The following is a 23,932-nucleotide window of genomic DNA, read 5'->3' as shown; positions in this document are numbered from 1 at the left end:
CTGAAGGATTCGGGCCTGATCGGCGACGACGGTAAGGCTATTGCAGCGGTGACATACGACCGTAACGCGGACGGCACGCCGAACTACGGCACGGTGACGCTGGGCAACGGCGCAGGTCCGACGCAGATCAAGAACGTCGCGGATGCGACGGACGACCGCGACGCTTTGAACCTCGGCCAATTGAAGGACGCGGGTCTGATCGGCGACGACGGTGCAGGCAACCTGACGTCGCTGGCCGTGACGTACGACGATGCAGCGAAGGACAGCGTGACGCTGGGTGGTGCGGGCGCGACCACGCCGGTCGCGCTGCACAACGTGGCCGACGGCGTGCTCGCGGCGGACAGCAAGGATGCGGTGAACGGTTCGCAACTGTTCGCGACGAACCAGAACCTGGGCAATCTGAAGGACTCGCTGGAGCAAGGCGGCGTGATCGACCCGACGACGGGCGAATCGCTGGCGGTGGTGTACGACAGCAACGCAAAGGACATCGTGACGCTGAAGGGCACGGACGGCACGACGCTGTCGAACGTGAAAGCGGGCGTTGCCGACATGGACGCGGTGAACGTTTCGCAACTGAAGGGCTCGGGCCTGATCGGCGACGATGGCAAGGCTATTGCAGCGGTCACGTACGACCGTCTCGCGGACGGTACGCCGAACTACGGCTCGGTGACGCTGGGCAATGGCGCAGGCCCGACGCAGATCAAGAACGTCGCGACGGGTGTCGACGATCTGGACGCGGTCAACGTCAAGCAATTGAACACGGGCCTGTCGGATCTGCGCGACGAAATGTCCGGCGGCAACCTGCGCTTCGTCAAGGTCAATGCCGACCCGACGACGGGCACGCCTGCCGTCGCCAGCGGCGCGCTGGCCGTCGCCATCGGCGCGGGCGCACAGGGCGCGGGCGCCAACTCGCTGGCGCTCGGCAGCGGCGCGCGCGTGTCCGGCAGCGGCTCGGTCGCGATCGGCTACAACTCGGTCGCGAACCAGAACAACGTCGTGTCGGTCGGCGCGGCCGGCCAGGAACGCCGGATCGTCAACGTGGCGGATGGTGACGTCGCGTTCCAGAGCACGGACGCGATCAACGGCGGTCAGCTGTATGCGGCGCTGAACAACCTGTCGACGTCGGTGACCTCGAAGACGCAGCAGGCGATCGACAGCTTCTCGTCGGAGATCGACAAGAAGACGAAGGCCGCGATCGACGAGGTGAGCGCGCGCTCGATACAGCCGATGGATGTCAGCGACCCGCTCGTCGCGATCGAAGGCCTGCAGGGCAACAACCTCGCTTCGCTGAACGGCGCGGATCCGGCGACGACCACGGCGGCCGCGATCGGCACGTCGTCGGTGGCAAGCGGCGGCAACGCGGTGGCGGTCGGCCTGCAGAACATCGCGGGTTCCAACAACTCGGTCGCACTCGGCAGCTTCGCGCAAACCGGCGCCGGCCAGGATTACTCGGTCGCGATGGGTTCGAACGTCCAGACGAACGGCACGCAAGCCGTCGCGATGGGCGCGAACACGCAGGCGAACGGCGACTACGCGCTGGCGATCGGCAACAACGGCGCGCAGGCGATCGGCGACAGCTCGATCGCGGTCGGTAACGCCGCGAACGTGCGTGCCGGCGCGACCAACGCGATCGCGATCGGTACGGGGGCGAACATCGCGCGCAGCGTCGAAGGCGCGATGGCGCTCGGCGCGAACGCGACCGCAGGCGCGGCCAACAGCATTGCGCTCGGCGCGGATTCGTTCGCGAATCGTGCGAACGCGCTGTCGGTCGGCCGTGCAGGCGCGGAACGCCAGATCGTCAACGTCGCGGCAGGCACGCAAGCGACCGATGCGGTGAACGTCAGCCAGCTGAAGGGCGTGACGGATTCGCTCGGCGGCGGTACGGCGATTGGCGCGGACGGCAGCATCACGAAGCCGACGTATACGGTCGACGGCAGCGACTACCACAACGTAGGCGACGCGCTGGACGCGCTCGCGTCGCGCAGCGCCGGCGATCCGAATGCGGTTGCGTACGACAGCGCGGCGAAGGACACCGTGACGCTGGGCGGCGTGGGCGCAACGACGCCGGTCGCGCTGAAGAACGTCGCGGATGCAACGGACGATCACGATGCACTGAACCTCGGCCAGTTGAAGAACGCTGGTCTGGTGGGTGACGACGGCTCGGGCAACCTGACGTCGCTGGCCGTGACGTACGACGATGCAGCGAAGGACAGCGTGACGCTGGGAGGCGCAGGCGCGACCATGCCGGTCGCGCTGCACAACGTGGCCGACGGCGTGCTCGCGGCGGACAGCAAGGATGCGGTGAACGGCTCGCAACTGTTCGCGACGAACCAGAATCTCGGCGACCTGAAGGATTCGCTGGAGAAGGGCGGCGTGATCGACCCGACGACGGGCGAATCGCTGGCGGTGGTGTACGACAGCGCCGCGAAGGATAGCGTGACGCTGGGCGGTGCGGGCGCAACGACGCCGGTGGCACTGAAGAACGTCGCCGATGGTACGGATCGTCACGATGCGATCAACCTCGGCCAACTGCAGGACGCGGGCCTGGTGGCGCCGGTCGATCCGACGAACCCGGGTGCAGGCCTGACATCGCTTGCAGTGACGTATGACGGTACGGCCAAGGATGTCGTCACGCTGAAGGGCGCGGATGGCACGACGCTGTCGAACGTGAAGGCCGGTGTGGCCGACATGGACGCAGTGAACGTTTCGCAACTGAAGGACGCGGGCCTGATCGATCCGTCGACGGGCAAGTCGATCGCGGCGGTGACGTATGACCGCAACGCAGACGGCACGCCGAACTACGGCACGGTGACGCTGGGCAACGGCGCAGGTCCGACGCAGATCAAGAACGTCGCGGATGCGACGGACGACCGCGACGCTTTGAACCTCGGCCAATTGAAGGACGCGGGTCTGATCGGCGACGACGGTGCAGGCAACCTGACGTCGCTGGCCGTGACGTACGACGATGCAGCGAAGGACAGCGTGACGCTGGGTGGTGCGGGCGTGACCACGCCGGTCGCGCTGCACAACGTGGCCGACGGCGTGCTCGCGGCGGACAGCAAGGATGCGGTGAACGGTTCGCAACTGTTCGCGACGAACCAGAACCTGGGCAATCTGAAGGACTCGCTGGAGCAAGGCGGCGTGATCGACCCGACGACGGGCGAATCGCTGGCGGTGGTGTACGACGGTGCCGCGAAGAACAGCGTGACGCTGGGCAACGCCGGCGTGCCGGTCGCGATCCACAACGTCGCAGCCGGTGCGGTGAGCGCAACGAGCAACGACGCGGTCAACGGCTCGCAGTTGTTCACCGTGTCGAAGAGCGTCGCGGACAAGATCGGCGGCGGCGCGGGTGTCGGCGCGGATGGTTCGCTCACCGACCCGACGTACTCGGTCGGCGGCCAGGACTACCACAGCGTGGGCGACGCCCTCGATGCGCTCGACAAGAACAGCGCCGGCAATCCGTTGGCCGTCACGTACGACAGCGCGGCGAAGGATACGGTGACGCTGGGCGGCGCGGGTGCGACGGCGCCGGTGGCGCTGAAGAACGTCGCGGACGGCACGGATCGTCACGATGCGATCAACCTCGGCCAGTTGCAGGACGCGGGCCTGGTGGCGCCGGTCGATCCGACCAACCCGGGTGCGGGCCTGACGTCGCTGGCTGTCGCATACGACGGCGTGGCGAAGGACGTCGTCACGCTGAAGGGCACCGACGGCACGACGCTGACGAACGTGAAGGCGGGCGCGGTATCGGCCACCAGCACCGACGCGATCAACGGTGCGCAACTGCACGGCACGGCGCAAAGCGTTGCCGATTCGCTCGGCGGCGGCGCGACAGTGGGCGCGGACGGCAAGGTGACGAACCCGACGTACTCGCTGGCCGATCCGACGGATGCATCGAAGTCGGTCGCGTACAACAACGTGGGCGACGCGCTGTCGAACCTCGACGGCCGCACGGCGACGAACACGGAAAACATCACCGTGATCAACAAGCAGTTGGCCGATTCGGGGCTGGTGGATCCGGTGACGGGCCAGTCGATCGCGGCGGTGACGTACGACCGTAATGCGGACGGCACGCCGAACCTCGGTTCGGTGACGCTGGGCGGCACGGGTGCAACGACGCCGGTCGCACTGAAGAACGTCGCGGACGGCACGGATCGTCACGACGCGATCAACGTCGGCCAGTTGCAGGACGCGGGCCTGGTTGCGCCGGTCGATCCGACCAACCCGGGTGCGGGTCTGGCTTCGCTCGCGGTGACGTATGGCAAGAACGCCGACGGCTCGGCGAACTTCGACCAGGTCACGCTGGCCGGCGCCAACGGCACGACGATCACGAACGTGAAGGCGGGCGCGGTATCGGCCACCAGCACCGACGCGGTGAACGGCGCGCAGTTGCACGGCGTGTCGCAGAGCGTCGCGAGGTCGCTCGGCGGCGGCGCGAGCGTCGACGCGGACGGCAATGTGACGAACCCGTCGTACAAGGTCAGCGACAAGACGTTCGACAACGTCGGCGATGCGATCGAGAACATCTCGAACAGTCTCGTCCACGGCTCGATCGGCCTGGTTCAGCAGGACGATGCGACGCGCGACATCACGGTCGCGAAGGACACGGACGGCACGACCGTGAATTTCGCGGGCACGGCGGGCAACCGCGTGCTGACCGGCGTGGCCGCGGGTGCGGTGAATGCGACGAGCGTCGACGCGATCAACGGTTCGCAACTGCACGGCACCGCGCAAAGCGTGGCGGACGTGATCGGCGGCGGCACGACGGTCGATGCCGACGGCAAGCTCGCGGATACGTCGATCGAGGTGAACGGCAACAAGTACAAGACCGTGGCCGAAGCCGTGCAGGCCGCGGCGCAGTACGGCGCGACCGATTCGCTCGCGGTGCGTTACGACCTGAATCGCGACGGCACGCCGAACTACGGCTCGGTGACGCTGGGCGGCTCGGGCGCGGCGCCGGTGCGGCTGACGAACGTGGCGGACGGCGCGAGCCAGTACGACGCGGTGAACTTCGGCCAGTTGAGCGAACTGAGCGACCGTATCGGCGGTCTCGACGATCGTGTCGGTGCGCTCGAGCAACTGCCTCCGGGCAGCGGCGGTCCGGGCGACGGCGGCTCGGGTAACGAGTACTTTGCCGGCACCGACGTCGGCGGGGCGGGCACGACGCCGGCCAACGCAGGCGCGGGCACGGGCAACACGGCCGCCGGTTCGGGCGCGACGATCGGCACGGGTGCGAACAACGCCACGGTGATCGGTTCGAACGCGGGCGCGTCGCAGAGCAACGGTGTCGCGATCGGCTCCGGCGCGAAGAGCGCGGCCGAAGGCGCCACGGCGATCGGCAGCGGCTCGAACGCATCGGGCAGCCAGTCGGTGGCGATCGGCTCGGGCGCGAATGCGTCGGGTTCGAACTCGGTTGCGCTGGGTGCCGGTTCGACGGCGTACGGCGACGACACGGTGTCGGTCGGCTCGATCGACCGGACCCGCACGATCTCGAACGTGTCGGATGGTGTGAACGCGACCGACGTCGCGACGAAGGGGCAGCTCGACCGGGCCATGGGCGGCATGCAGGGCCAGGTGAACGAACTGTCGCGTAACGCGTACTCGGGTATCGCCGCGGCCACCGCGCTGACGATGATTCCGGGCGTCGATCCGGGCAAGACGATCTCGTTCGGTATCGGCGGCGCGACCTACAAGGGCTATCAGGCCGTGGCGTTCGGCGGCGAAGCCCGCATCACGCAGAACCTGAAGATGAAGGCCGGCGTGGGTATGTCGAGCGGCGGCAATACGGTCGGCGTGGGCGCTTCGTATCAGTGGTAACGCGCAGGGCGGGGCAGCTTGCCCCGCCCGCCCCGATTTCCCTCATTCAACTTTTTCACGCGTCCGCCTTCGCGGCGGACGTTTCACCATGACCATGAAAACCTTGTTGTTGCGCGCCGCGTCGATCGGCGCGATCGCGATGGCGCTCGGTGCGTGCACGACGCACTCGGGCCTCACCTACGACATCCGCGCGGTGTCGATCCCCGGCAAGCCGGACAACGTGTTCCGCGTGAGCTGCGACGGGCTGCTGGGCAGCGCGAACGCGTGTGCCCGCGCGGCGGAAGAGTTCTGCCAGGGGCAGGGCTTCACGCCGCTCGAGATGATCGACCGCGTGTACAGCCGTGCGCCGATGAAGGATCCGCGCGAAATCACGTTCATGTGCGGCAAGCCGCAGCCGGCCCCGGCGGCGGCGCCGGTCGCGCAGCCGCAACCGCGGCCCGCGCCGGTCCCGCAGCGCCAGGTGCTGCTGCAGGGCGACGCGAATTTCGCGCTCGACAGCGCGGTGCTGACGCCGCAGGCGCGCAGCAATCTCGACCGGTTCATCGAGATCAATCGCGGCGTCGAATTCCGCCGCGTGACCGTCACCGGCTACACCGATTCGACGGGCAGCGCGACGCACAACCTCGCGCTGTCGGCTTCGCGCGCGCGCAACGCGATGAATTACCTGAGCGCCAACGGCCTGAAGGCGCAGTCGTTCGTGTCGCAGGGCCAGGGCGCCGCCGATCCGGTCGCGTCCAACGCGACGGCGGAAGGCCGCGCGCAGAACCGCCGCGTCGAGGTCCGGATCGATGCGCAGTAACGCGTAACGGATGCCGCTTCGCCGCTACGCGCGGGGCGGCGATCGGCACTGAGCCGATGAAAGCCGAGCCCGTCCCGCCATGCACCCGAAACCGCCTGCTCGTCGCGAGCCGGCGGTTAATGAGATGGTCACCCCCACCCTACACGCGGGTTACGCTGTAGGGTGTTTTCTTTTCTGGAGAGGCCATCATGCATGACGTAACGCTGGTTGGGATCGATCTGGGCAAACATTCGTTTCATCTTCACGGGCAGGATCGGCACGGCAAAGCCGTGTTCCGCAAGAAGGTGAACCGCAAGCAACTAATCGAGTTTTTCGCCAAGTTTCACCCCTGCACCGTGGTCATGGAGGCTTGCGCCGGAGCACATTACATGGCGCGCCAATTGGCGGGCTGGGGCCATCAGGTCAAACTGATCTCGCCGCAGTTCGTGCGGCCCTTCGTCAAGAGCAATAAGAACGACTTCGTGGACGCCGAAGCGATCTGCGAGGCAGCCTCACGCCCATCTATGCGATTTGTGACGCCGAAGACGGAGTCGCAGCAGATTTTGTCAGCGTTGCACCGCGTGCGTGATTCACTGGTGCGGGATCGAGTGAAGACGGCCAACCAATTACACGGGTTCCTGCTCGAATTCGGCATCAGCCTGCCAGTCGGGCAAGCCGTGATCAAGCGATTACCGGCTGTGCTGGCCGAGCATGCACTCCCGCCCCGGCTAGTGGCGATCCTCGAGCGCTTGCACGGCCACTTCAAGTACCTGAGTGAGCAGATCAGTGAGATTGACGCCGAGATGGCTCGGCAACTAGCCGACGATGAGCTGGGGCAATGCCTCTTGAGCATTCCTTGCGTTGGCCCGGTTACGGCAAGCGTGCTGGCCGCGGAAATGGGTGACGGCAAGCAATACGGCTGCAGTCGCGACTTTGCCGCATCGGTCGGGCTCGTGCCACGCCAGTACAGCACGGGCGGCAAAAGCAATCTGCTGGGCATCAGCAAACGCGGGGACAAGAATATCCGGCGGCTACTGGTGCAGTGCGCCCGAGTCTACATGCAGCAACTGGAACGGCAAAGCGGCCGGCTTGCCGATTGGGTCCGGACCATGCTGGCGCGTCGGCACTCAAACGTTGTGGCTTGCGCGCTGGCAAATAAGCTGGCTCGTACGGCAGGGGCACTTGTTACCAGCCGTACCACCTTCGATGCGCGGTCGGCAGGTATGCCGGCCTGATTAACCGACTTCGGCTTGTTGCTGTAAGAATCACCCACCTGGTTTTGCGAACGCTGAAATTTGATGACGTGAACGGCACACCGGCCTGACCGAGAACCTGTCATAAAAATTGGCTTCTGAAGCCGCGCGGTTTTTTAGGACGGTCAGGCGCGACTCTCATCGTGGCGCGGGGAGCAATCCCCACAACGACGCCGGATAGATTTAGGCAAGCCATACACGGCATCGAAGATCGGTGTTGCAAAAAAGGGGTGACCATAGATTTTTATGGCGGTGCATCATCCGGAGGCCGCCGCCCGGCCGGGGCGATGGCTGATGCTGTCGGTTTCATGCGAAGATAGCGCCCAATTACGATCCACGACGCCGCGATGCGCGCCGTCAGCCGCCAGCCGCGCGGCGATCCGGCCGCGACGATTGCCGCGCAAATCTGGACGACTATGGGAAGCTATCAGATACGTGTGGTACTGGCCGACGATCATCCGGCGATGCTCGCCGGCGTCGAGCACGGCCTGTCGTCGGTGCCGACGATCCAGTTGACCGGCAAGGCCGTCAGTTCGACCGAGCTGATCAAGCTGCTTGATGCCGGCGCATGCGATGTCGCGGTGTCCGATTATGCGATGCCGGGCGGCGCGCACGGCGACGGCATCACGTTGTTCTCCTACCTGCAGCGACACTATCCGGCGGTCAAGCTGGTCGTCCTGACCATGCTCGACAACCCGGCCGTGGTCGGTGCGCTGACACGCCTCGGCATCACCTGCATCGTCAGCAAGTCCGACACGGTCGATCACCTGATCCCCGCGATTCACGCGGCCGCCACCGGCGGCACCTATTATTCGCCGTCGGTCGAGAAGGTGGTGCGCACGTTGACGTCGCATTCGAGCGCGCGGGCCGCCGACCAGAAGCGCGAGCTGAGCACACGCGAGATCGAGGTCGTGCGGCTTTACGCGTCGGGGATGACGGTGAACGAGATCGCCGAAAAACTGAGCCGCAGCAAGAAGACGATCAGTACGCAGAAGGCGCGCGCGATGGAAAAGATCGGCGTCGACAAGGATATCGACCTGTTGCGCTACGCGATCGAGAACGGCATCGTCGTCGCGGCGGGCAACGACGGGCGGAGCGGAGAAGAGGAAGAAGGCGGCGCCGAACCGGTTTGATGGCGGCGGCTGCGTACGGGCGTGTGCCGCCGCCGCGATGCGGCGAACCGGACGGCGGATCCCGGTCGGGGGCGTGAGCCATGCTGCGCCGGCGCCGCGCGGGCGCCGGCCAGCTCAATTCATCGATTCATGTCCCGGGCGTTTCATTCGCATCGCCGGCCGCGTGCGCCGGCGCATAACCGTAGTCGGTCACCAGCCCGCAGGCGATCGCATAACGGACGAGATCGACGTCGCGCTCGATGCCGAGCTTCTGCATCGCCGAACTCTTTTGCGTGCTGATGGTTTTCTTGCTGCGGCTCAGTTTTTCGGCAATCTCGTTGACCGACAATCCGGATGCGAACAGCCGGATCACTTCCACCTCGCGCACGGACAACGCGGGGGCCTTGCCGCTCAGGCTCCCCGCATGGCGCAGGATCCGGTCCATCGAAGGCGACAGATAGCGGCCGCTCGTATAGGCCGCGTGGATCGCCATCGTCAGGTGGTTCGGCAAGTCCGACTTGCTGACGATGCAGGCGATGCCGAGATCGATCAGCGCGCGCAGCGCCACCGTGTTCTCCATCATCGTCATCACGACGATCTTCAGACCGGGGTGGCGCTTGAAGATCGCGGTGAACAGCGCGAGGCCGTCGCCGTGATCGCTGCCCGGCATCGCGTAGTCCGATACGAGCACGTCGCACGGATGTTTCGCGAGCGCTTCCATCAGTTCCGTCGAATCGTGCGCGGTTGCGACGACCGAGATGGTGTTCGTCGCGGACAGTTCGTAGCGGGCGCCGATGACGATCGCCGGATGGTCGTCGGCGATCACGATGCGGATGGGAAAGGTTCTGTTCATGGGTTTCTCACGCGTTGCGTCGTGCCTGGCGGCACGCGCTCGGCTTCGTCGATGCGGGGTGGGGCCGGCGCGGGCATGATCGGTCGAGGCGAAACGGCGGGCCGGACGCGATCCCGTCGCGCCGACGGCCGGTGGCGACTCGGATGAATCGCCACTGGCCGTCGGCCGAAAAGCGGAAGGGATCGCTCCCTCCCGCTTCGGGTCGACGCTCCGCTTGCGCGGAGCCGTCCGGTCAGAACTCGTAGCCGACCTGGGCACGCACCCCCACGTCGCCGACCGATGTGATCGACGTCGCACCGTTCACAAGCCAGTTGCCGCTACGCGACCGGTAGGTGGCGCCGGCGGCGATCGCCGAGCCGCTCTTGAAGTTCGCGGCGCCGACTGCCACCACCGTCTTGCCCGGCTGCGACGGCGTCATGTTCGGCATCGCCATCGCGGCCGCGATACCGGCGTACGCGTTCTTCGCGACGTCGTTGATCGCGCGGTTCGTGTCGTTGAAGCGTGCGTCGACCGATTCCATCGCGCGGTCGAGCTGGCCCTTCGTCGCCGCATCGGACGCGTTGATGCCGTCCGCGATATTGACGAGCCGGCGGTTGCCTTCCTCCGTGCCGTTGCCGAACGACACCGTGTTGGCTTCCGTCGCCACCGAGCCTTGACCGATCGCGACCGAGCCGCTGCCGGTGGCCGACGCGCCCTGACCGAGCGATGTGCTGTTCTCGCCCGAGGCGATCGCGCCCTGGCCGATGGCCGACCCGTTGCTGCCCGATGCAACCGCGCCTTGGCCGATCGCGGAGCCGTTGCTGCCGGACGCGGTCGAGCCTTGACCGATCGCCGAACCATTGCTGCCCGACGCGACTGCGCCCTGGCCGACCGCCGACGCGTTCTCGCCCGATGCCAGCGAACTTTCGCCGATTGCCGAGCTGTTCTCGCCCGACGCGACCGCGCCTTCGCCGATGATCGTCGAGCCGTCGCCGGTTCCCGGGCCACCCGTGCCCGGATTGGCTTCGAGATCGCCGAGACGGTCGGACAGGTCGCCGAAGCGGCTCGACAGGTCGCCGAACTGGCCGCTCAGGTCGCCGTACTGCTTCGCGAACTGCTCCTGCAGATCGAACAGCTGGCTGCCGTTGACGGCATCCATGCTCGTCGCGCTGATCTCGCCTGCGGCCACCCGCTGCAGCTTCGTGCCGAAGGTGCCGGCGAACGTCACGGTGTCGAAATTGAGGCCCGAGTCGTAGGTGACCGCGCCGACTTCCTTGCCGGTGTAGTCGATCAGGCCGGTTGCGCGGAGCTGCGACACGGTCACGGCATCGTCGTCGTCCACGCCGTTCGCGACGCCGGACAATACGCGGGCGCCCGCGGTGCCGGCGAAGTTCACGGACGTGCCGCCGGTCGTTGCGCCGACGGTGATCATGCCGGTCGACGGATTCTGCTGAACGAGGCCGAGTTCGCCGCTTTCGAGCTGCTCGGAGAGCTTCTTGATCCCGCCTTCGTTGCTCGTCACGCGCTCGTCGAGATTAGTCACGACGTCGCCGACGGAGTTGACGATCTTCGTGCCGCCGCTGCCGTCGCCGACGGTGAAACGCGGTGCGGAGATCGATCCGTCCGGATTCACGGTCGAGCCGCCGCCGATCGCCGACGCGACGCTGTCCGACACGCCATGCAATTGCGCGCCGTTGACGGCTTCGGTACTGGCGGCGGAAATGTCGCCGGCCGCGACGCCCGTCAGTCTGCGTGCGCCGGCCGTGCCGGTGAAGTTCACCGCGTTACCGTCGGTGTTTGCGCCGACGGTGATGTCGTCGCCCGGGTTCGCTTGCTGGACGAGGCCGAGCGTGCCGCTGCCGATGTCGTCAGCCAGCTTCCTGATGTCGCCTTCGTTGGTCGTCGTGCGGCCGTCGAGATTGGTCACGACGTCGCCGACCGAGTTGACGAGCTTCGTGCCGCCGCTGCCGTCGCCGACAGTGAAGCTCGGTGCGGAGATCGAGCCGTCCGGATTCACGGTCGAGCCGCCGCCGATTGCCGACGCGACGCTGTCCGACACGCCGTGCAGTTGCGCGCCGTTGACGGCTTCGGTACTGGCGGCGGAAATGTCGCCGGCCGCGATGCCCGTCAGTCTGCGTGCGCCGGCCGTGCCGGTGAAGTTCACCGCGTTACCGTCGGTGTTTGCGCCGACGGTGATGTCGTCGCCCGCGCTCGCTTGCTGGACGAGACCGACGGTGCCGCTCGACAGTTCGTTCAGCTTGTCGTTGATCGTCGTGATCTCGCTGGTGTGCGTCGCGATATTCGTGTTCGCGGTCGACAGGCCGCTTTCGAGCGACGCGACTTGCGAGTTCGTCGTCGACAGGGCCGTGTTGGTCGAGGCGAGCGTCGTGTTGGTGGTCGACAGTTCGGCGTTCGTCGCGGCGATCGCGGCGTTCGTGGTGGACAGACCGGCGTTCATCTGGCCGACGTTGACGGCATCCGTGTCCGCGGTGCCGGCGGCGATGCCCGTCAGTTTGCGCTCGCCGGCCATGCCGGCGAAATTGACCGCGCCGCCGTCGGTGTTTGCGCCGACCGTGAGGTCTGCGCCCGCGCTCGCTTGCTGGATGAGACCGACGGTGCCGTTCGACAGTTCGCTCAGCTTGTCGTTGATCGTCGTGATCTCGCTGGCGTGCGTCGCGATATTAGTGTTCGCGGTCGACAGGCCACCTTCGAGCGACGCGACTTGCGAGTTCGTCGTCGACAGGGCCGTATTGGTTGCGGCGAGCGTCGTGTTGGTCGTCGAGAGGGTGGCATTCGTCGCCGACAGTGCCGAATTCGTCGCGGCGATCGAAGCGTTCGTGGTCGACAGGCCGGCGTTCATCTGCCCGAGGTTCACGGCGTCGTTGTCTTCCGTGCCCGCGGCGACGTTGACGATCTGGCGCGTGAACTGGTTTCCGTCGGCATTGGGAACTCCGGCACCGACGGATACCGTGTTGGCGCGATCTGCCACCGCGCCGTAGCCCAGTGCGACGGCGTCCGTTGCCGAGGCGCTGGTGAGCGTGCCGATCGCAACGGAGCGAGCACCGGTGACGACTGCGCCGCGGCCGCCGGCGGTCGCGCCGCCGAGCGCAACGCTGTAGTTGGTGCTGGCCGTGGAATTGGAACCAATCGAGATCGAGCTAGAGTTGGTCGCGGTGGCCAAGCGGCCCAGCGCAATGGAAAAACCGCCGGCTGCAGACGAGTCGGCGCCGATGGCAGTCGAACTCGAACTTGCGGTTTGTGCATTCGCTCCCAGCGCCATTGCACTGTTTGCACCGCTCACGACGGTGGCGGCCTGGCCGATCGCCGTCGAACCCGTTCCGGCCGACGTTGCGCCGGCGCCGATGGCAACAGAGCTCGCTCCGGCAGAGATCGCGGCTTGACCGATGGCGACGGTATTGACCCCGGAAGCCGACGCGGCGGGCCCGGTACTGTTGACCTTGACGTAAGTCGTGTCGTCGGCCGCCATCGTGCCGATCGTACCCAACGTGCTCATTGCACCTGCCCCGGCTGCCGTGCATACGCCGGTCGCATCGACCGTGCCGCTCGATCCGTCCTCCGCCGTGCATACTTCGGCTGCCATTGCGCCGCCGATCGATGCGCTACCCAGCGCAATCGCCATCACTGCCTGCCGCGCCGTGCGCGCCGAGCCCTTCGAATGCGACTTCGCCGTTTCCGCCGCTGCCGTCCACGTGTTGGTCACGGCGTTCCAGATGCTGCGATAAGTCTTGTTCATTGCCCTACTCCTTTCAATTTGTCAGATAACAAATCGATGGTAGGGATCGGCCTCGTCCTAATCAGTCGTCCTTGGCTGATTCGAGATAGCGACTGTGTAGGCCCAGTCCTACACGCGTGAAGCGACCCTGCGGGCGCACGCCGCAAGGTCATCGGAGAAGGGGAAGAGGCAGGCCGGCGAGCGCCGGCCGCGCCGTGGTCAGGCCGGTGGCGCTTGCGTCGCGCGCCGTTGCAGCGCTTCGCGTGCACGGCCTTCGGCAGCCGCCAGCCGCGCATCGAACGCCGTCATGTCGCCGCCGTGCACGATGGCTTGCAGATCGCCGATCGCGTCGGCCACCGCGTGCTCGTGGATCGTCGCGAACGCGCCGCGCAGCGCATGCAGCTCATGTCGCAGCATGGCGATGTCGTCGCGTGCGAGTGCGTCGCGAATCGCGGCAAGCGCTTTCGCCAGGCTCGCGTCCAGCAGCGCATGCACGTCGGCCGGCAGCGGCCCTTCCGCGAGATCGACGAGCGCGCGCCGTGACGGCGCCCGCCCGGCGACGGCATGCGCATGCCGCCGCACGGTGCGATCGATCGTGTCGAGCAGCACCGGCTTCACCAGCACCGCGACGATTCCCGTTTCCGCGCACCGCGCATGCTCGGCCGCGCTCGCATGCGCGGTGACGGCGACGACCGGCAGCGCCGGATACTGCGCACGCAGCACGCGCGCGAGCGTGTAGCCGTCCATGCCCGGCATGTTCAGGTCGGTCATCACGAGGTCGTAGCGCGTGTCCGTGCAGCGCCGCAGCGCCGCAGCGCCTTCCTCGGCCGCATCGGCCACATAGCCGAGCGTGACGAGCTGCCCTTGCAGCAACGTGCGGTTCACCGGATGATCGTCGACCACCAGCACGCGCGCGGTGACGGCCGGCAGCAGCGCGGCATCGTCGGCCTGCGCGGCGGCGTGTTCTGCCATCTGCGCGTCGGTGGCCGCCGGCAGCGGCAGCGTGACGACGAAGGTGCTGCCCTTGCCCGGCTCGCTCTTCACGTCGACCGTGCCGTGCATCATCTGCGTGAGCTGCTTCGTCAGCGCAAGCCCGAGGCCCGTACCGCCGTAACGCCGCGTGATCGACGTATCGGCCTGCGTGAACGGGCGGAACAGCGCCGCGCGCTGCGTGTCGGTCATCCCGATGCCGGTATCGCTGACGCCGATCGCGATCGGCGAATCGGGGTTCGTGTCGTCGCGCAGATACACCTCGAGCGTGACTTCGCCGTGGTTGGTGAACTTGATCGCGTTGCCGAGCAGGTTCGCGGCGATCTGCCGGATGCGCGTCGGGTCGCCGAGATAGCGCGACGCCAGCGCATCGTCGACGAACACGTCGAACTGCAATCCCTTGGCCGCGGCCAGCGGTTCGAACATCGCGCCGGTCTGCCGGATCGTGTCCGCGAGATCGAACGGGATTGCCTCGATCGTCATCTGGCCGGCCTCGATCTTCGACAGGTCGAGGATGTCGTTGATCAGGTCGAGCAGCACCGACGACGCGCCTTCGACGGTGTGCAGCCGTTCGCGCTGCGTGTCGGCCAGCGGCTCGCGCCCGATCAGCTCAAGGTTGCCGAGGATCGCGTTCAGCGGCGTGCGGATCTCGTGGCTCATCGTGGCCAGGAACGCGGATTTCGCGTTGTTCGCGGCGTCGGCGGCGCGCGCCGCTTCGTCGAGCCGGCGCTCGACGTTCTTCTGCGACGTGATGTCGGAGAAGTTGCACAGCACGACGTCCATGTCGCGAAAGCGCGTGCGGACCAGATTGACGAGCAGGTCGACGGCCTCGCCGTCGGCGGTGGGCAGTGTCACGTGCAGATCGGGTTGCCACGCGGCGGCGGCAGGCGAGCGGTCGAAGCGTTCGAGCAATCTCGCCGGCAACGAAGGTTCGCCCGCGCGGCGCGCGTCGTAGTCGCGCATCGTGTCGTTCTGCAGCAGCACCGCGCCATCGGCGAGCGACAGCAGCGCGATGCCGGACGGCGCCGCTTCGACGATCGTCCGGTTCAGATTCTCGCTGTCGACCACGCGGCGCGTGCGTGCGTCGTCGGGTTTCAGCACGCGGCGGTCGAAGCGCACGAGCAGCCACCAGACGAGCGCGGTCACCGCGAGCATGATCGCGACGTACCAGCCCGCGCGCAGGCCGATCGTCGCGAGCAGCGAGCGCAGCGTGAATGCCTGCACGAGCGTCCAGTCGGTGTCTGCGATCGGCTGGCTCAGCGAGAACAACCCGTCGCCGAACGCGGTGCGCGGCCCGCCGCGGCGGACGGCCTCGCGCGTGCGCGCACCGAGCCGCTCGACGGCCGCGCGCGTGGCATCGTCGTCGGCCGCGGTGCCCGCGCGCAGCAGCGTATGCCCATGCGAATCGACGACGATCGCGGCGTCGGACGTGTCGCCCGTCGACAGGCGCGTGCGAAGCACGTCGACGGGCAGTGTCGACAGGAACACCGCGCGCGGTACCTGCATGTCGTAGACGGCGCCGGCGATGCGGAACACGTCGCGCCGCTGCACGGGGTCGTAGACGGGCGGATGCCATTCGTATTGGCCGGGCGGCGGCGTGTCGATGCCGGCGGCAACCTTGGCGACGAGCGTCGCGGCATCGGTGGCGGGCGACGCGATGAGCGGATCGGCCGGCACCGGTTCCGGGATGACGACCGCAAAGCTGCGGTCGGGGCGATACGCGTAGCCGGCGATCGCGCGATCGGCATCGTGCTTCGCGACGTACGCGCCGACGCGATAGCTCATGTCGCTCGCCATCGCCAGATCGTGCGCGTAGCTGTCGGCCGGGTGCGCGGGCGACAGGTCGGCCAGCACCAGCGTCGGCGGGAAGGCCGGGCTGCCCTGAATGATCAGCCGGCCGCGGCCGGCCGCAAGCGCGGTGACGCGCGCCGGATCGGTCGCGCGAGCGTTCCATACGGCTTCGTCGTGCGTGACGAGCGTATCCATGCCCGTCGTGCGCATCTTGAATTCGATCTGGACGAGGAACTGGCGTACCGCGAACGTCGTATAGCGGGCCTGGATCGCTTCGCGCACCATCGTATAGAGCATCAGCCCGCTCGCGAGCAGGATCGCGACCGTCACGGCCGCGCCGCCGGCATACAGCAGCGCGCGCTGGCGACGGCCGACGCGGGTCGGCGCGGCGGACGCGTGCACGGCGGCGGAGCGGGAGCGATCGGGTGCGGCGCGGTGGTCCATCGGGAACGGGGCGGTCGGCCAGGGTGCCCCCATGATAATGGAGTCCGATCGGCGCGCAATGGGGCCTGTCAGGGTTGCCGGGTGCCGGCGGGCCGTCCGGCGGCATGGCGATTACGCTATCGGGCCGGCTATCGAGGCGCCGCTTCGTCGTCGTCGGGCGGCGCGCCCGGCTCGCACGTGACGAGCCGATAGCCGAAGCCGTACATCGTCATCATCTTCACGCCATGCCGGCCGTCGAGCTCGAGCCGGTCGCGCAGATACGCGACGTGCGTGTCGAGCCGCCGGCTCGACGCGGCGACGAGCGAGCCCCACACGAGCTGGCTCACATGGGCGCGGTCGAGCGCGCGGCCCATGTTCAGGAAGAACGCCGTCGCGATCTGGAAATGTTTCTCGGTCAGCACGTGCTCGCGGCCGGCGACGGTCACGCAGCGCGTGGCCGTATCGAATTCGAACGCGCCGATGCGCCAGTGGCGATGATGGGTGGCGCGATGATGCGACCAGCGCAGCCATGTCGCGATGCTGGCGATCAGCGTGTCCGGCGGCACGACGTACGGATGATGCTCGTTCGCGCCGGCGACGAAACACGCGGATCGCGCGAGCTCCGCGTCGCGCTGGCTGATGGACACGATCGCCACGGTGCCGGCGAAACGCGCGCGCAGCGCACGGATCGCGTCCGTCGTGCGCCGGCAGGCCGTTTCGCACTGGACGACGAACAGATCGAACGCGCGCGTGTCGCACGCCGCGAGCAGGTCGGGCAGGTACTCGAAGCGCAACGGCCGGTAGCCGGCGCGGCGCAGGATGTCGTCGATGCGCAGCCGGTCGTAGCCGTATCCGGCGCGACGCAGCCGGTCGTCGAACGTGCCGCGGCTCGGATGGTCGATCGTCAGGATCGCGATGGCGGTGGAAGGGGCGTCGGTCACGATGCGGGCGGGCGAAGCCGGTGCGGCGCGGGTGCGGTGTGCGTACGCGGTCGGGCGAAATGAGGCGGGATCATGGCCGGACAGGTTCCGGGCAGCTAGCGGCGTGACGCCGTCCAAAAAAAGTCCCGCCGGGGAGGGCGGGAAAAGTATCGACTATGGAGCCTGTACTCCAGGAGGCAACGGAGAACAAGCAAGCCGATTGTGGTGGGTTCGGAGCATGAAGAACATCAGCCCAGTCCGAAATTCGTGCCGCGCAATCGACGCCGCAGCGGTTTGGGACTGGGCTGACGTCCGGCATGACCGGATTCGGACCACGGGCCGTGTCGATTTGCCGACAATGACGGCAACCCGGCGCCGGGTGCGGCAATCGTTCCGTGGCGTGCGCCGGCGCGCTTTCCGGCTTGCCATCGAACATGAAACCGTCTTTCCGAATTGCCGCACTGACCGCCTGGCTCGCGCTGAGCCTCGCCGGCACCGCGTTCGTCATCTCGCGCGCCGTGTCCGACGCGTACGGCCGCTTCTTCCAGGATTCGAGCATCACGATCCGCCTGCTTGCGCAGAAGGCCGCGCAGCACGAGGCGATCCTCGCGACGCTCGGCGCGTCGTCGCTGGCCGCGCCGCCCGCGCACATGCTCGACAACCTGCGCGAGCGGATGCCGCAGCTCGGCGGGCTGGCCTACTGGCGGTCCGGCGCAGGGTGGCAGACCGACGGCGGACCGGTTCCCGACGCGTTGCCGCAGCAGCGGCCCGGCAAGCCGTTCATGCTCGCGTTCGACGGGGCGGCCGCGTACTGGCTCATCGCCGGGACCGGCTGGGCCGTGCGCGTCGATCCGGGCCAGATGCTGCAGACGGGTGACTGGTCCACGGCGATTTCATCGGCGGCGCTCGAATTGCGCGACCGCCGCGTCGAGCTGCTGCAGCGCGTGAACGGCGACGCGACGCCGTTGTGGACGATGCATCTCGAGAAACACCTGCCCGCGCAGCCGCAAGCGTTCGTGCTGCGCACCACGCGCACGCTGACGGCTGCCGATTTGCCGTGGCTGCCGATCGCGCTGTGGAACGCGGTGGCGGCACTCCTTGCAGTGGGCGCGCTGGGTGCGTGGCGGCTGCGCGAGGCGCGGCGGCGCGCGGATGCCCGCGCGCGCCTGGATCGCTTCGGCCGACTCGACACCTTCGGTGAAATGGCGGCCGGACTCGCGCACGAGCTGAATCAGCCGCTGGCCGCGATCGTCAGCCATACGCGTGCGGCCGAACGCATGCTCGATCAACCGGCCGAGCGCGACGGCGTGCGCCGCGCGCTGCAGACGAGCGTCGCGCAGGCGAAACGTGCGGCGGCCATCCTGGAGCGCATGCGCGACGCCGTGACCACCGCGCATGGCGGCGAGCGTCGCCCGCTCGATCCCGATGCGATCGTGAACACGCTGCTGTTCCTGTATCGCGACGACTGCGCGCGCGAGCACATCGCGCTCGGCTGGCACAACGCGGCCGCGCGCGAGCGGCCGTTCGGCGAGCCGATCGCGGTCGAGCAGATCCTGCACAACCTGATCCAGAACGCGCGCGATGCGCTGGTGGGCGTCGGCGTCGGCGTCGGCGCGTCGCGCGGCGAAATCCGCATCGGCGGTGCGCGCGTCGGCCGCCATTACCGATTCAGCGTGACCGACAACGGCCCCGGCGTGCCGGACGACGTGCTGCCGCGCCTGTTCGAACCGTTCTTCACGACGCGTGAGCGCGGTCTCGGTCTCGGGCTGCCGCTGTGCGACACGCTCGCGCAGCGGCAGGACGGCACGCTGACGGTGCGCAATCTGCCGTCGGGCGGTGTCGAGGCCACGTTGCTGCTGCCGCTGGCCGGGGAGGGCGCATGAACGATTCGCTTCGACCGCGTGCGGCTTGCGACGCGTCCGTTGTCGCGATCGTCGACGACGACGAAGCCGTGCGCGACGGGCTCGCATTGCTGCTGCGCACGGTCGGTGTGGCGACGCGCTGCTATGCGGACGCGTCGGCGTTTCTCGCCGACGCGGACGACACGGCGCTCGGCTGCGTGCTGCTCGACATCCGGATGCCGGGAATGAGCGGTCTCGATGCGCTCGACGTGCTGCGTGCGCGGCGCGAGCTGCCGGTGATCGTGATGACGGGTCACGGCAACGTCGACGCGTGCCGGCGCGCGTTCAAGCGCGGCGCGCTCGATTTCCTGCGCAAGCCGGTGGACGACGACGAACTGATCGACGCGGTGCAGCAGGCGCTGCGCCGGCACGCCGCGCAGCGCGGCCAGGACGATGCCGACCAGACCCGCGCGGCCCGCCTCGCAACGCTCAGCGTGCGCGAGCGCGAGGTGCTGGACGGGATCGTGCGCGGCGGAAGCAACAAGGAGATCGCCCGCGAACTCGGGCTGTCGCCGCGCACCGTCGAGACCTATCGCGCGAACGTGTTCGACAAGCTGCAGGTCGCGTCGCTGGTCGAGCTCGTGCGCGACTACGCGGCGCTCGCGGGCGGCTCGCCTCCGTAGCGCTACGGAGGCACAACCCGTAGCCGAACGGGTTCAACGATCGCGGCGCGATTCCTACGATGACGGCTTCTCCGACAAGTCATCCATCGTCAAGGATTCGATTCATCATGATCAAGCGCTTTGCCCTGCCGTCCACGCTCGCCCTGCTGTTCTCGGGCGCTGCCTTTGCCGATACCGTCGCCGTGCTGGAGACGAAGAAGGCCGCCGACGCGAGCGACGCCGGCTACTACGCGACGGGCCGCGTCATCGGCGCCTTCGACAACGCGGTGAACATGGAGCTGACGAGCCCGCGCGTCGCGAGCCGCGTCGGCGGCCCGGAGACCGGCTCGAACGTCACCGGCTCGCTCGGCCTCGGCTACCAGTTCGGCAACGGCTGGCGCGCGGAAGGCGAATACGTGTTCAAGCGCACCAACAACTTCATCAGCTACTGGGCACCGTTCGACGCGAACGCGAACGAATTCCACGTGTCCGCGCAGCGCCTGATGCTGAACGGCTACAAGGACTTCGACCTCGGCCGCGGCTTCTCCGTGTACGGCACGCTCGGCATCGGTGTCGCGATCGTGTCGGCCGACGGCTGGCAGACCAACGACACGCGCCGCTTCGCGTCGAAGACGCAGACCAACCTCGCGTACTCGGCCGGCGCGGGCGTCAGCTACGCGATCAACAAGCGCTTCTCGATCGACCTCGGGTATCGCTACGTCGACATGGGCAACGTCGAGACGGGCTTCAACACGTTCGCGAACCGCATCAACGCGCGCGACGAACAGTTGAAGTCGAAGCTGTCGTCGAACGAAGTGTTCATCGGCCTGCGTGGCCGGTTCTGATGGACGCGCGAACGGGCGGGCCGTCGGCCGGCTCGCGCGAGGAGGCTGATGGCATGAAGGATGCGATCGATTCGCGGCGGCGCGGGCTCGTGCTGGCCACGGCCGCGCTGGCCGCCGTGCCCGCGTGGGCCGCTGACGTGCAACCTGCGCCGGGCAGCGCGCCCGGCGTGCGGCGCGAGACGTCGCCCGACCTGACGGTGCGGATCGTCGACATGCTGCACGGCATCGCGGCCGAAGGGATGCGCGTCGAGCTGTCGCGCGTCGACGGCGCGCGCGACGTGCCGCTGCGCACCGCCGCCGTCGATGCGCGCGGCGGCACGGGCGCGCCGCTGCTGGCCGGCGACGCCTATCGCGCGGGAACGTACACGCTGATGCTGCATGTCGGCGAGTACTTCCGCGCACGTAATGTGCAGTCGCCGTTTCTCACGGCCGTGCCGATCCGCTTCCGGATCGCGCGCGGCGACGAACGGCTGCATCTTCCGGTGCAGTTCGGGCCGTGGAATTACACGGTGTATCGCGGCACGTGACGCACGCGATCGCGCCACCGCGACAGGACAGGACACGACACGACATGACAGGCATCAGCACGCACGTGCTCGATATCGCGAGCGGCAAGCCGTTGACCGGCGTGCGCATCGAGCTTTACGACATGGGCGAGACGCCGCCGCTGCTCGTCGCGCGCGCGACCAGCAACGCGGACGGCCGCAACGACGCGCCGATGCTCGATGGCGATCTCGCGCGCAGCGGCGACTTCGAGCTGCGGTTTCATCTCGGCGAGTATTTCGTGCAGGCGGATGCGTTGCTGGACGTCGTGCCGGTGCGCTTCATGGTGACCGACCCTGCGCAGCACTACCACGTGCCGCTGCTGTGTTCGCCGTGGTACGTATCGACGTATCGCGGCAGTTGAACGGTCGACGGGCGACGCGGGGGCGACAGAGCGCTCGCGCGGCGGGCGCCGTCCGCTCGATCGCTCGGCCAGCAATAGGACCAGGCTGACCGCCGGATCGGACTAAAGGTCACGCCGTCCGATTTACCGGAACGGGTACGGCGGCGATACTCGAAGCCATTCGTTCAACTACGGGAGCACGGATTGCCGCGGCGGATGTCGCGCAATGCGTCGTCGACATCATGAGCATGCAGGACATCACCGGGCATTACGCGATTCCGCTCGCGCATCCGTTCTCGGATGTGCCGCCGCCGTATGGCCGGCGACGCCGGCCGTTCGTGGCGAGCCGGCGGGCGCGGCAACATGTATTCGATATCCACGGCGCGCCCCGCGTGCCGGCGCCCGCGGCGGACGGCGGCCACGTCGCCAGGGCCGCACGGCCCGCCAAGGTCGTTCGCGCGGCCGATTTCGGCTCCGACAACCGCGCATGGGTGCGCCCGCATCCGCTGCGCCGCCGCTGGCGGCTCACGTTGATGGCGTGCGCGCTGTTCGGCGCGACGTGCATCCTCGCGACGCATCTGGTCGACGAGCGCCAGCACGCGGCAGAGCACGACGCGGCTTACTCGGCGGCGATCGCGGCCGCGCCGACCGCTGCCGTCGCGGCGACGGAAGTCGCGCGGGCAACAGGCCATCCGGCGGAAGTCGCGATCGTACGGGCGGATCGTGCGGCGCCCTCGGGCGCGCAGATGCAGGCTGCCGCGACGGTGGTCGCAGAAACCGCGTCCGCGGAAGCGCGCGCGTTGCACGTCGCGGGTAGCGGGTCGGCGGGGGAACCGGTGGCGGTTGCGATGGCGGTCGCGTCGAATGCCGTCGTCGCGGAAGCCGCCGCACCGCGCGTCGAGCGCGGATCGTCGGCGCGCAAGCCGGTTGAGGCGGCCGTGCGCCTGGCGGCGAAATCCGCCGCGACGTCGCGCGGCAACGCGGAGCGTCACGTCGTAGCGGATGCGCCGGCCGCGCAACGTGCGTCGACTGCGGCGCGTGGTGCGACGCCGCATGCGCAGCCGGCCGCCCGGGCGGCCGATACGCCGCCGGCCGCGTCGGTGTCGAACTCCGCCCGGGCCGTCGGCATGACGGCCGCCGAGTTCGCGCAATGGCTCGCCGCGACGCGCGATACGTCGCGGCCGATCGCGGGCGGCACCGATATCTCGGTCGAGCTGCCGAGTCATACGCGGTTGACCGGGCAGTGACGCGTCGATTCCTGGCAGGCCGCGCATGCGTGCGACGGCGCCGAATTACGCGCGAAAAGTTCTCCTCCCTTGTGCGGCCGCTCCTTCCGATCGGCCGCATTTTTTTGCCGGCATCGTGTAGCCGACGACACGCAATCGCGACGTCGCGCCAGGTCGCCCGGCAGCGTCGACGGGGCACGCCGCACGCCGCGCACACCCTGCATGCGGAATCGGACGCGACTGATTTTCAGCGCCATTCGTTTTCGTGACAATGGGATTTCTGCGACCCGGTACGCGAACGCGTGCCGGATCATGGAGATATCTATATGAACGCGTCCCGTTTGCAACAGTTTTCGTGTGTTCCGACAGACAGGATGGGCTGCAGCTCTATATCCGGCCTTCATGCAGCCGATACCGTCGCTGCGGGCCCCTATGAAATTCGCTGACTCGCACCTCATTCTCCTTAAGAGCTCGAGGCTCCTCACTCCATTCAGGTTTAGCGAGTCCCGGTCCTACCTGGCTTGTCATCACATTTGATTACTGCGCAACCTTTCGACGTTCACCCTGTATTAAAAGCTGATCGTTCTACCTCGCGCGAGCCGCTCAAGCTGGCTTCACGCTCACATAGTTGCTCCGGTATGGTCTGTCGTGAGCGAGCACTGCCCAGATCGTCCGTGCCATCTTGTTTGCTAGCGCGACGATCACCACATTCGTCGGTCGCCGTTTCTTCATCTGGTCGACCCACGGGCTGATATGACTCCCGCTGTCAATCGGGATTGGTGTTCGGGTTTTCCACGCGTTATTGTTCAAATTTCCTGAGGGC

12 protein-coding genes and 4 pseudogenes are annotated in these 23,932 nt (G+C 67.7%); 10 read left to right on the top strand and 6 right to left on the bottom strand.

Features of this window, described 5'->3' with window-relative positions; translation table 11 throughout:
* Positions 1-48: 48 nt before the first annotated feature.
* From WS89_RS23110 to WS89_RS23095, 4 genes and pseudogenes are all read left to right on the top strand, one after another.
* Positions 49-5,817 (top strand): annotated as a pseudogene (locus WS89_RS23110) (YadA-like family protein); the annotation flags it as partial.
* Positions 5,818-5,905: 88 nt separating this feature from the next.
* The gene (locus WS89_RS23105; RefSeq protein WP_059793747.1) at positions 5,906-6,616 is read left to right on the top strand and encodes an OmpA family protein; all 711 of its coding nucleotides are present in this window, start codon (positions 5,906-5,908) and stop codon (positions 6,614-6,616) included.
* A gap of 188 nt (positions 6,617-6,804) precedes the next feature.
* The gene (locus tag WS89_RS23100) at positions 6,805-7,830 is read left to right on the top strand and encodes an IS110-like element ISBcen1 family transposase (protein WP_059793745.1); all 1,026 of its coding nucleotides are present in this window, start codon (positions 6,805-6,807) and stop codon (positions 7,828-7,830) included.
* Positions 7,831-8,264: 434 nt separating this feature from the next.
* Positions 8,265-8,981, top strand: coding sequence for a response regulator transcription factor (locus WS89_RS23095; RefSeq protein ID WP_059793754.1), 717 nt, complete (start codon positions 8,265-8,267; stop codon positions 8,979-8,981).
* A gap of 127 nt (positions 8,982-9,108) precedes the next feature.
* On the opposite strand, the gene WS89_RS23090 is transcribed toward WS89_RS23095, so the two are convergent.
* The 5 genes and pseudogenes from WS89_RS23090 to WS89_RS23075 form a co-directional block, all read right to left on the bottom strand.
* Positions 9,109-9,813, bottom strand: coding sequence for a response regulator transcription factor (locus WS89_RS23090; protein ID WP_059793744.1), 705 nt, complete (start codon positions 9,811-9,813; stop codon positions 9,109-9,111).
* 232 nt (positions 9,814-10,045) lie between these two features.
* Positions 10,046-13,327: pseudogene (locus WS89_RS23085) on the bottom strand (YadA family autotransporter adhesin); the annotation flags it as partial.
* A 141-nt stretch (positions 13,328-13,468) separates the two neighbouring features.
* Positions 13,469-13,546 (bottom strand): annotated as a pseudogene (locus tag WS89_RS34995) (ESPR domain-containing protein); the annotation flags it as partial.
* A 198-nt stretch (positions 13,547-13,744) separates the two neighbouring features.
* On the bottom strand, positions 13,745-16,783 hold the full coding sequence (locus WS89_RS23080; protein WP_257128212.1) for a hybrid sensor histidine kinase/response regulator: 3,039 nt from the start codon (positions 16,781-16,783) through the stop codon (positions 13,745-13,747).
* Positions 16,784-16,878: 95 nt separating this feature from the next.
* Positions 16,879-17,670, bottom strand: coding sequence for a response regulator transcription factor (locus WS89_RS23075; RefSeq protein WP_257128211.1), 792 nt, complete (start codon positions 17,668-17,670; stop codon positions 16,879-16,881).
* A gap of 413 nt (positions 17,671-18,083) precedes the next feature.
* Here WS89_RS23075 and WS89_RS23070 point away from each other — a divergent pair, with 413 nt between their 5' ends.
* The 6 genes from WS89_RS23070 (at position 18,084) to WS89_RS23045 (ending at position 23,130) form a co-directional block, all read left to right on the top strand.
* Positions 18,084-19,532 carry a sensor histidine kinase gene (locus WS89_RS23070; RefSeq protein WP_059793737.1) on the top strand — a complete coding sequence of 483 codons (1,449 nt, stop codon included), beginning with the start codon at positions 18,084-18,086 and terminating at the stop codon, positions 19,530-19,532.
* Entirely contained in the window at positions 19,529-20,173 is a 645-nt protein-coding gene (locus tag WS89_RS23065; RefSeq protein WP_059793735.1) for a response regulator transcription factor, read from the top strand. The genes WS89_RS23070 and WS89_RS23065 overlap by 4 nt, the downstream gene beginning before the upstream one ends.
* A 107-nt stretch (positions 20,174-20,280) precedes the next feature.
* Entirely contained in the window at positions 20,281-20,997 is a 717-nt protein-coding gene (locus tag WS89_RS23060) for an outer membrane protein (protein ID WP_059793733.1), read from the top strand.
* A 53-nt stretch (positions 20,998-21,050) separates the two neighbouring features.
* On the top strand, positions 21,051-21,524 hold the full coding sequence (locus tag WS89_RS23055; RefSeq protein ID WP_082741950.1) for a hydroxyisourate hydrolase: 474 nt from the start codon (positions 21,051-21,053) through the stop codon (positions 21,522-21,524).
* A 44-nt stretch (positions 21,525-21,568) separates the two neighbouring features.
* Positions 21,569-21,904 carry a hydroxyisourate hydrolase gene (gene uraH, locus WS89_RS23050; RefSeq protein ID WP_059793730.1) on the top strand — a complete coding sequence of 112 codons (336 nt, stop codon included), beginning with the start codon at positions 21,569-21,571 and terminating at the stop codon, positions 21,902-21,904.
* Positions 21,905-22,131: 227 nt separating this feature from the next.
* Entirely contained in the window at positions 22,132-23,130 is a 999-nt protein-coding gene (locus WS89_RS23045; protein WP_257128210.1) for a serine protease, read from the top strand.
* A gap of 582 nt (positions 23,131-23,712) precedes the next feature.
* Here WS89_RS23045 and WS89_RS33030 read toward each other — a convergent pair.
* Positions 23,713-23,932 (bottom strand): annotated as a pseudogene (locus WS89_RS33030) (hypothetical protein); the annotation flags it as partial.

The sequence above is a fragment of the Burkholderia sp. MSMB1072 genome, assembly GCF_001524725.1.
Lineage (GTDB): Bacteria > Pseudomonadota > Gammaproteobacteria > Burkholderiales > Burkholderiaceae > Burkholderia.
Note: the sequence above shows the minus strand (reverse complement) of the source record. Positions and strands in the feature narration are given on the sequence as shown.

Coding starts and splice junctions, on each gene's coding strand:
- WS89_RS23060 (WP_059793733.1), top strand. CDS start 20,281: ATGATCAAGCGCTTTGCCCTGCCGTCCACGCTCGCCCTGCTGTTCTCG.
- WS89_RS23070 (WP_059793737.1), top strand. CDS start 18,084: ATGAAACCGTCTTTCCGAATTGCCGCACTGACCGCCTGGCTCGCGCTG.
- WS89_RS23095 (WP_059793754.1), top strand. CDS start 8,265: ATGGGAAGCTATCAGATACGTGTGGTACTGGCCGACGATCATCCGGCG.
- WS89_RS23090 (WP_059793744.1), bottom strand. CDS start 9,813: ATGAACAGAACCTTTCCCATCCGCATCGTGATCGCCGACGACCATCCG.
- WS89_RS23055 (WP_082741950.1), top strand. CDS start 21,051: ATGAAGGATGCGATCGATTCGCGGCGGCGCGGGCTCGTGCTGGCCACG.
- uraH (WP_059793730.1), top strand. CDS start 21,569: ATGACAGGCATCAGCACGCACGTGCTCGATATCGCGAGCGGCAAGCCG.
- WS89_RS23065 (WP_059793735.1), top strand. CDS start 19,529: ATGAACGATTCGCTTCGACCGCGTGCGGCTTGCGACGCGTCCGTTGTC.
- WS89_RS23080 (WP_257128212.1), bottom strand. CDS start 16,783: ATGGGGGCACCCTGGCCGACCGCCCCGTTCCCGATGGACCACCGCGCC.
- WS89_RS23105 (WP_059793747.1), top strand. CDS start 5,906: ATGACCATGAAAACCTTGTTGTTGCGCGCCGCGTCGATCGGCGCGATC.
- WS89_RS23100 (WP_059793745.1), top strand. CDS start 6,805: ATGCATGACGTAACGCTGGTTGGGATCGATCTGGGCAAACATTCGTTT.
- WS89_RS23045 (WP_257128210.1), top strand. CDS start 22,132: ATGCAGGACATCACCGGGCATTACGCGATTCCGCTCGCGCATCCGTTC.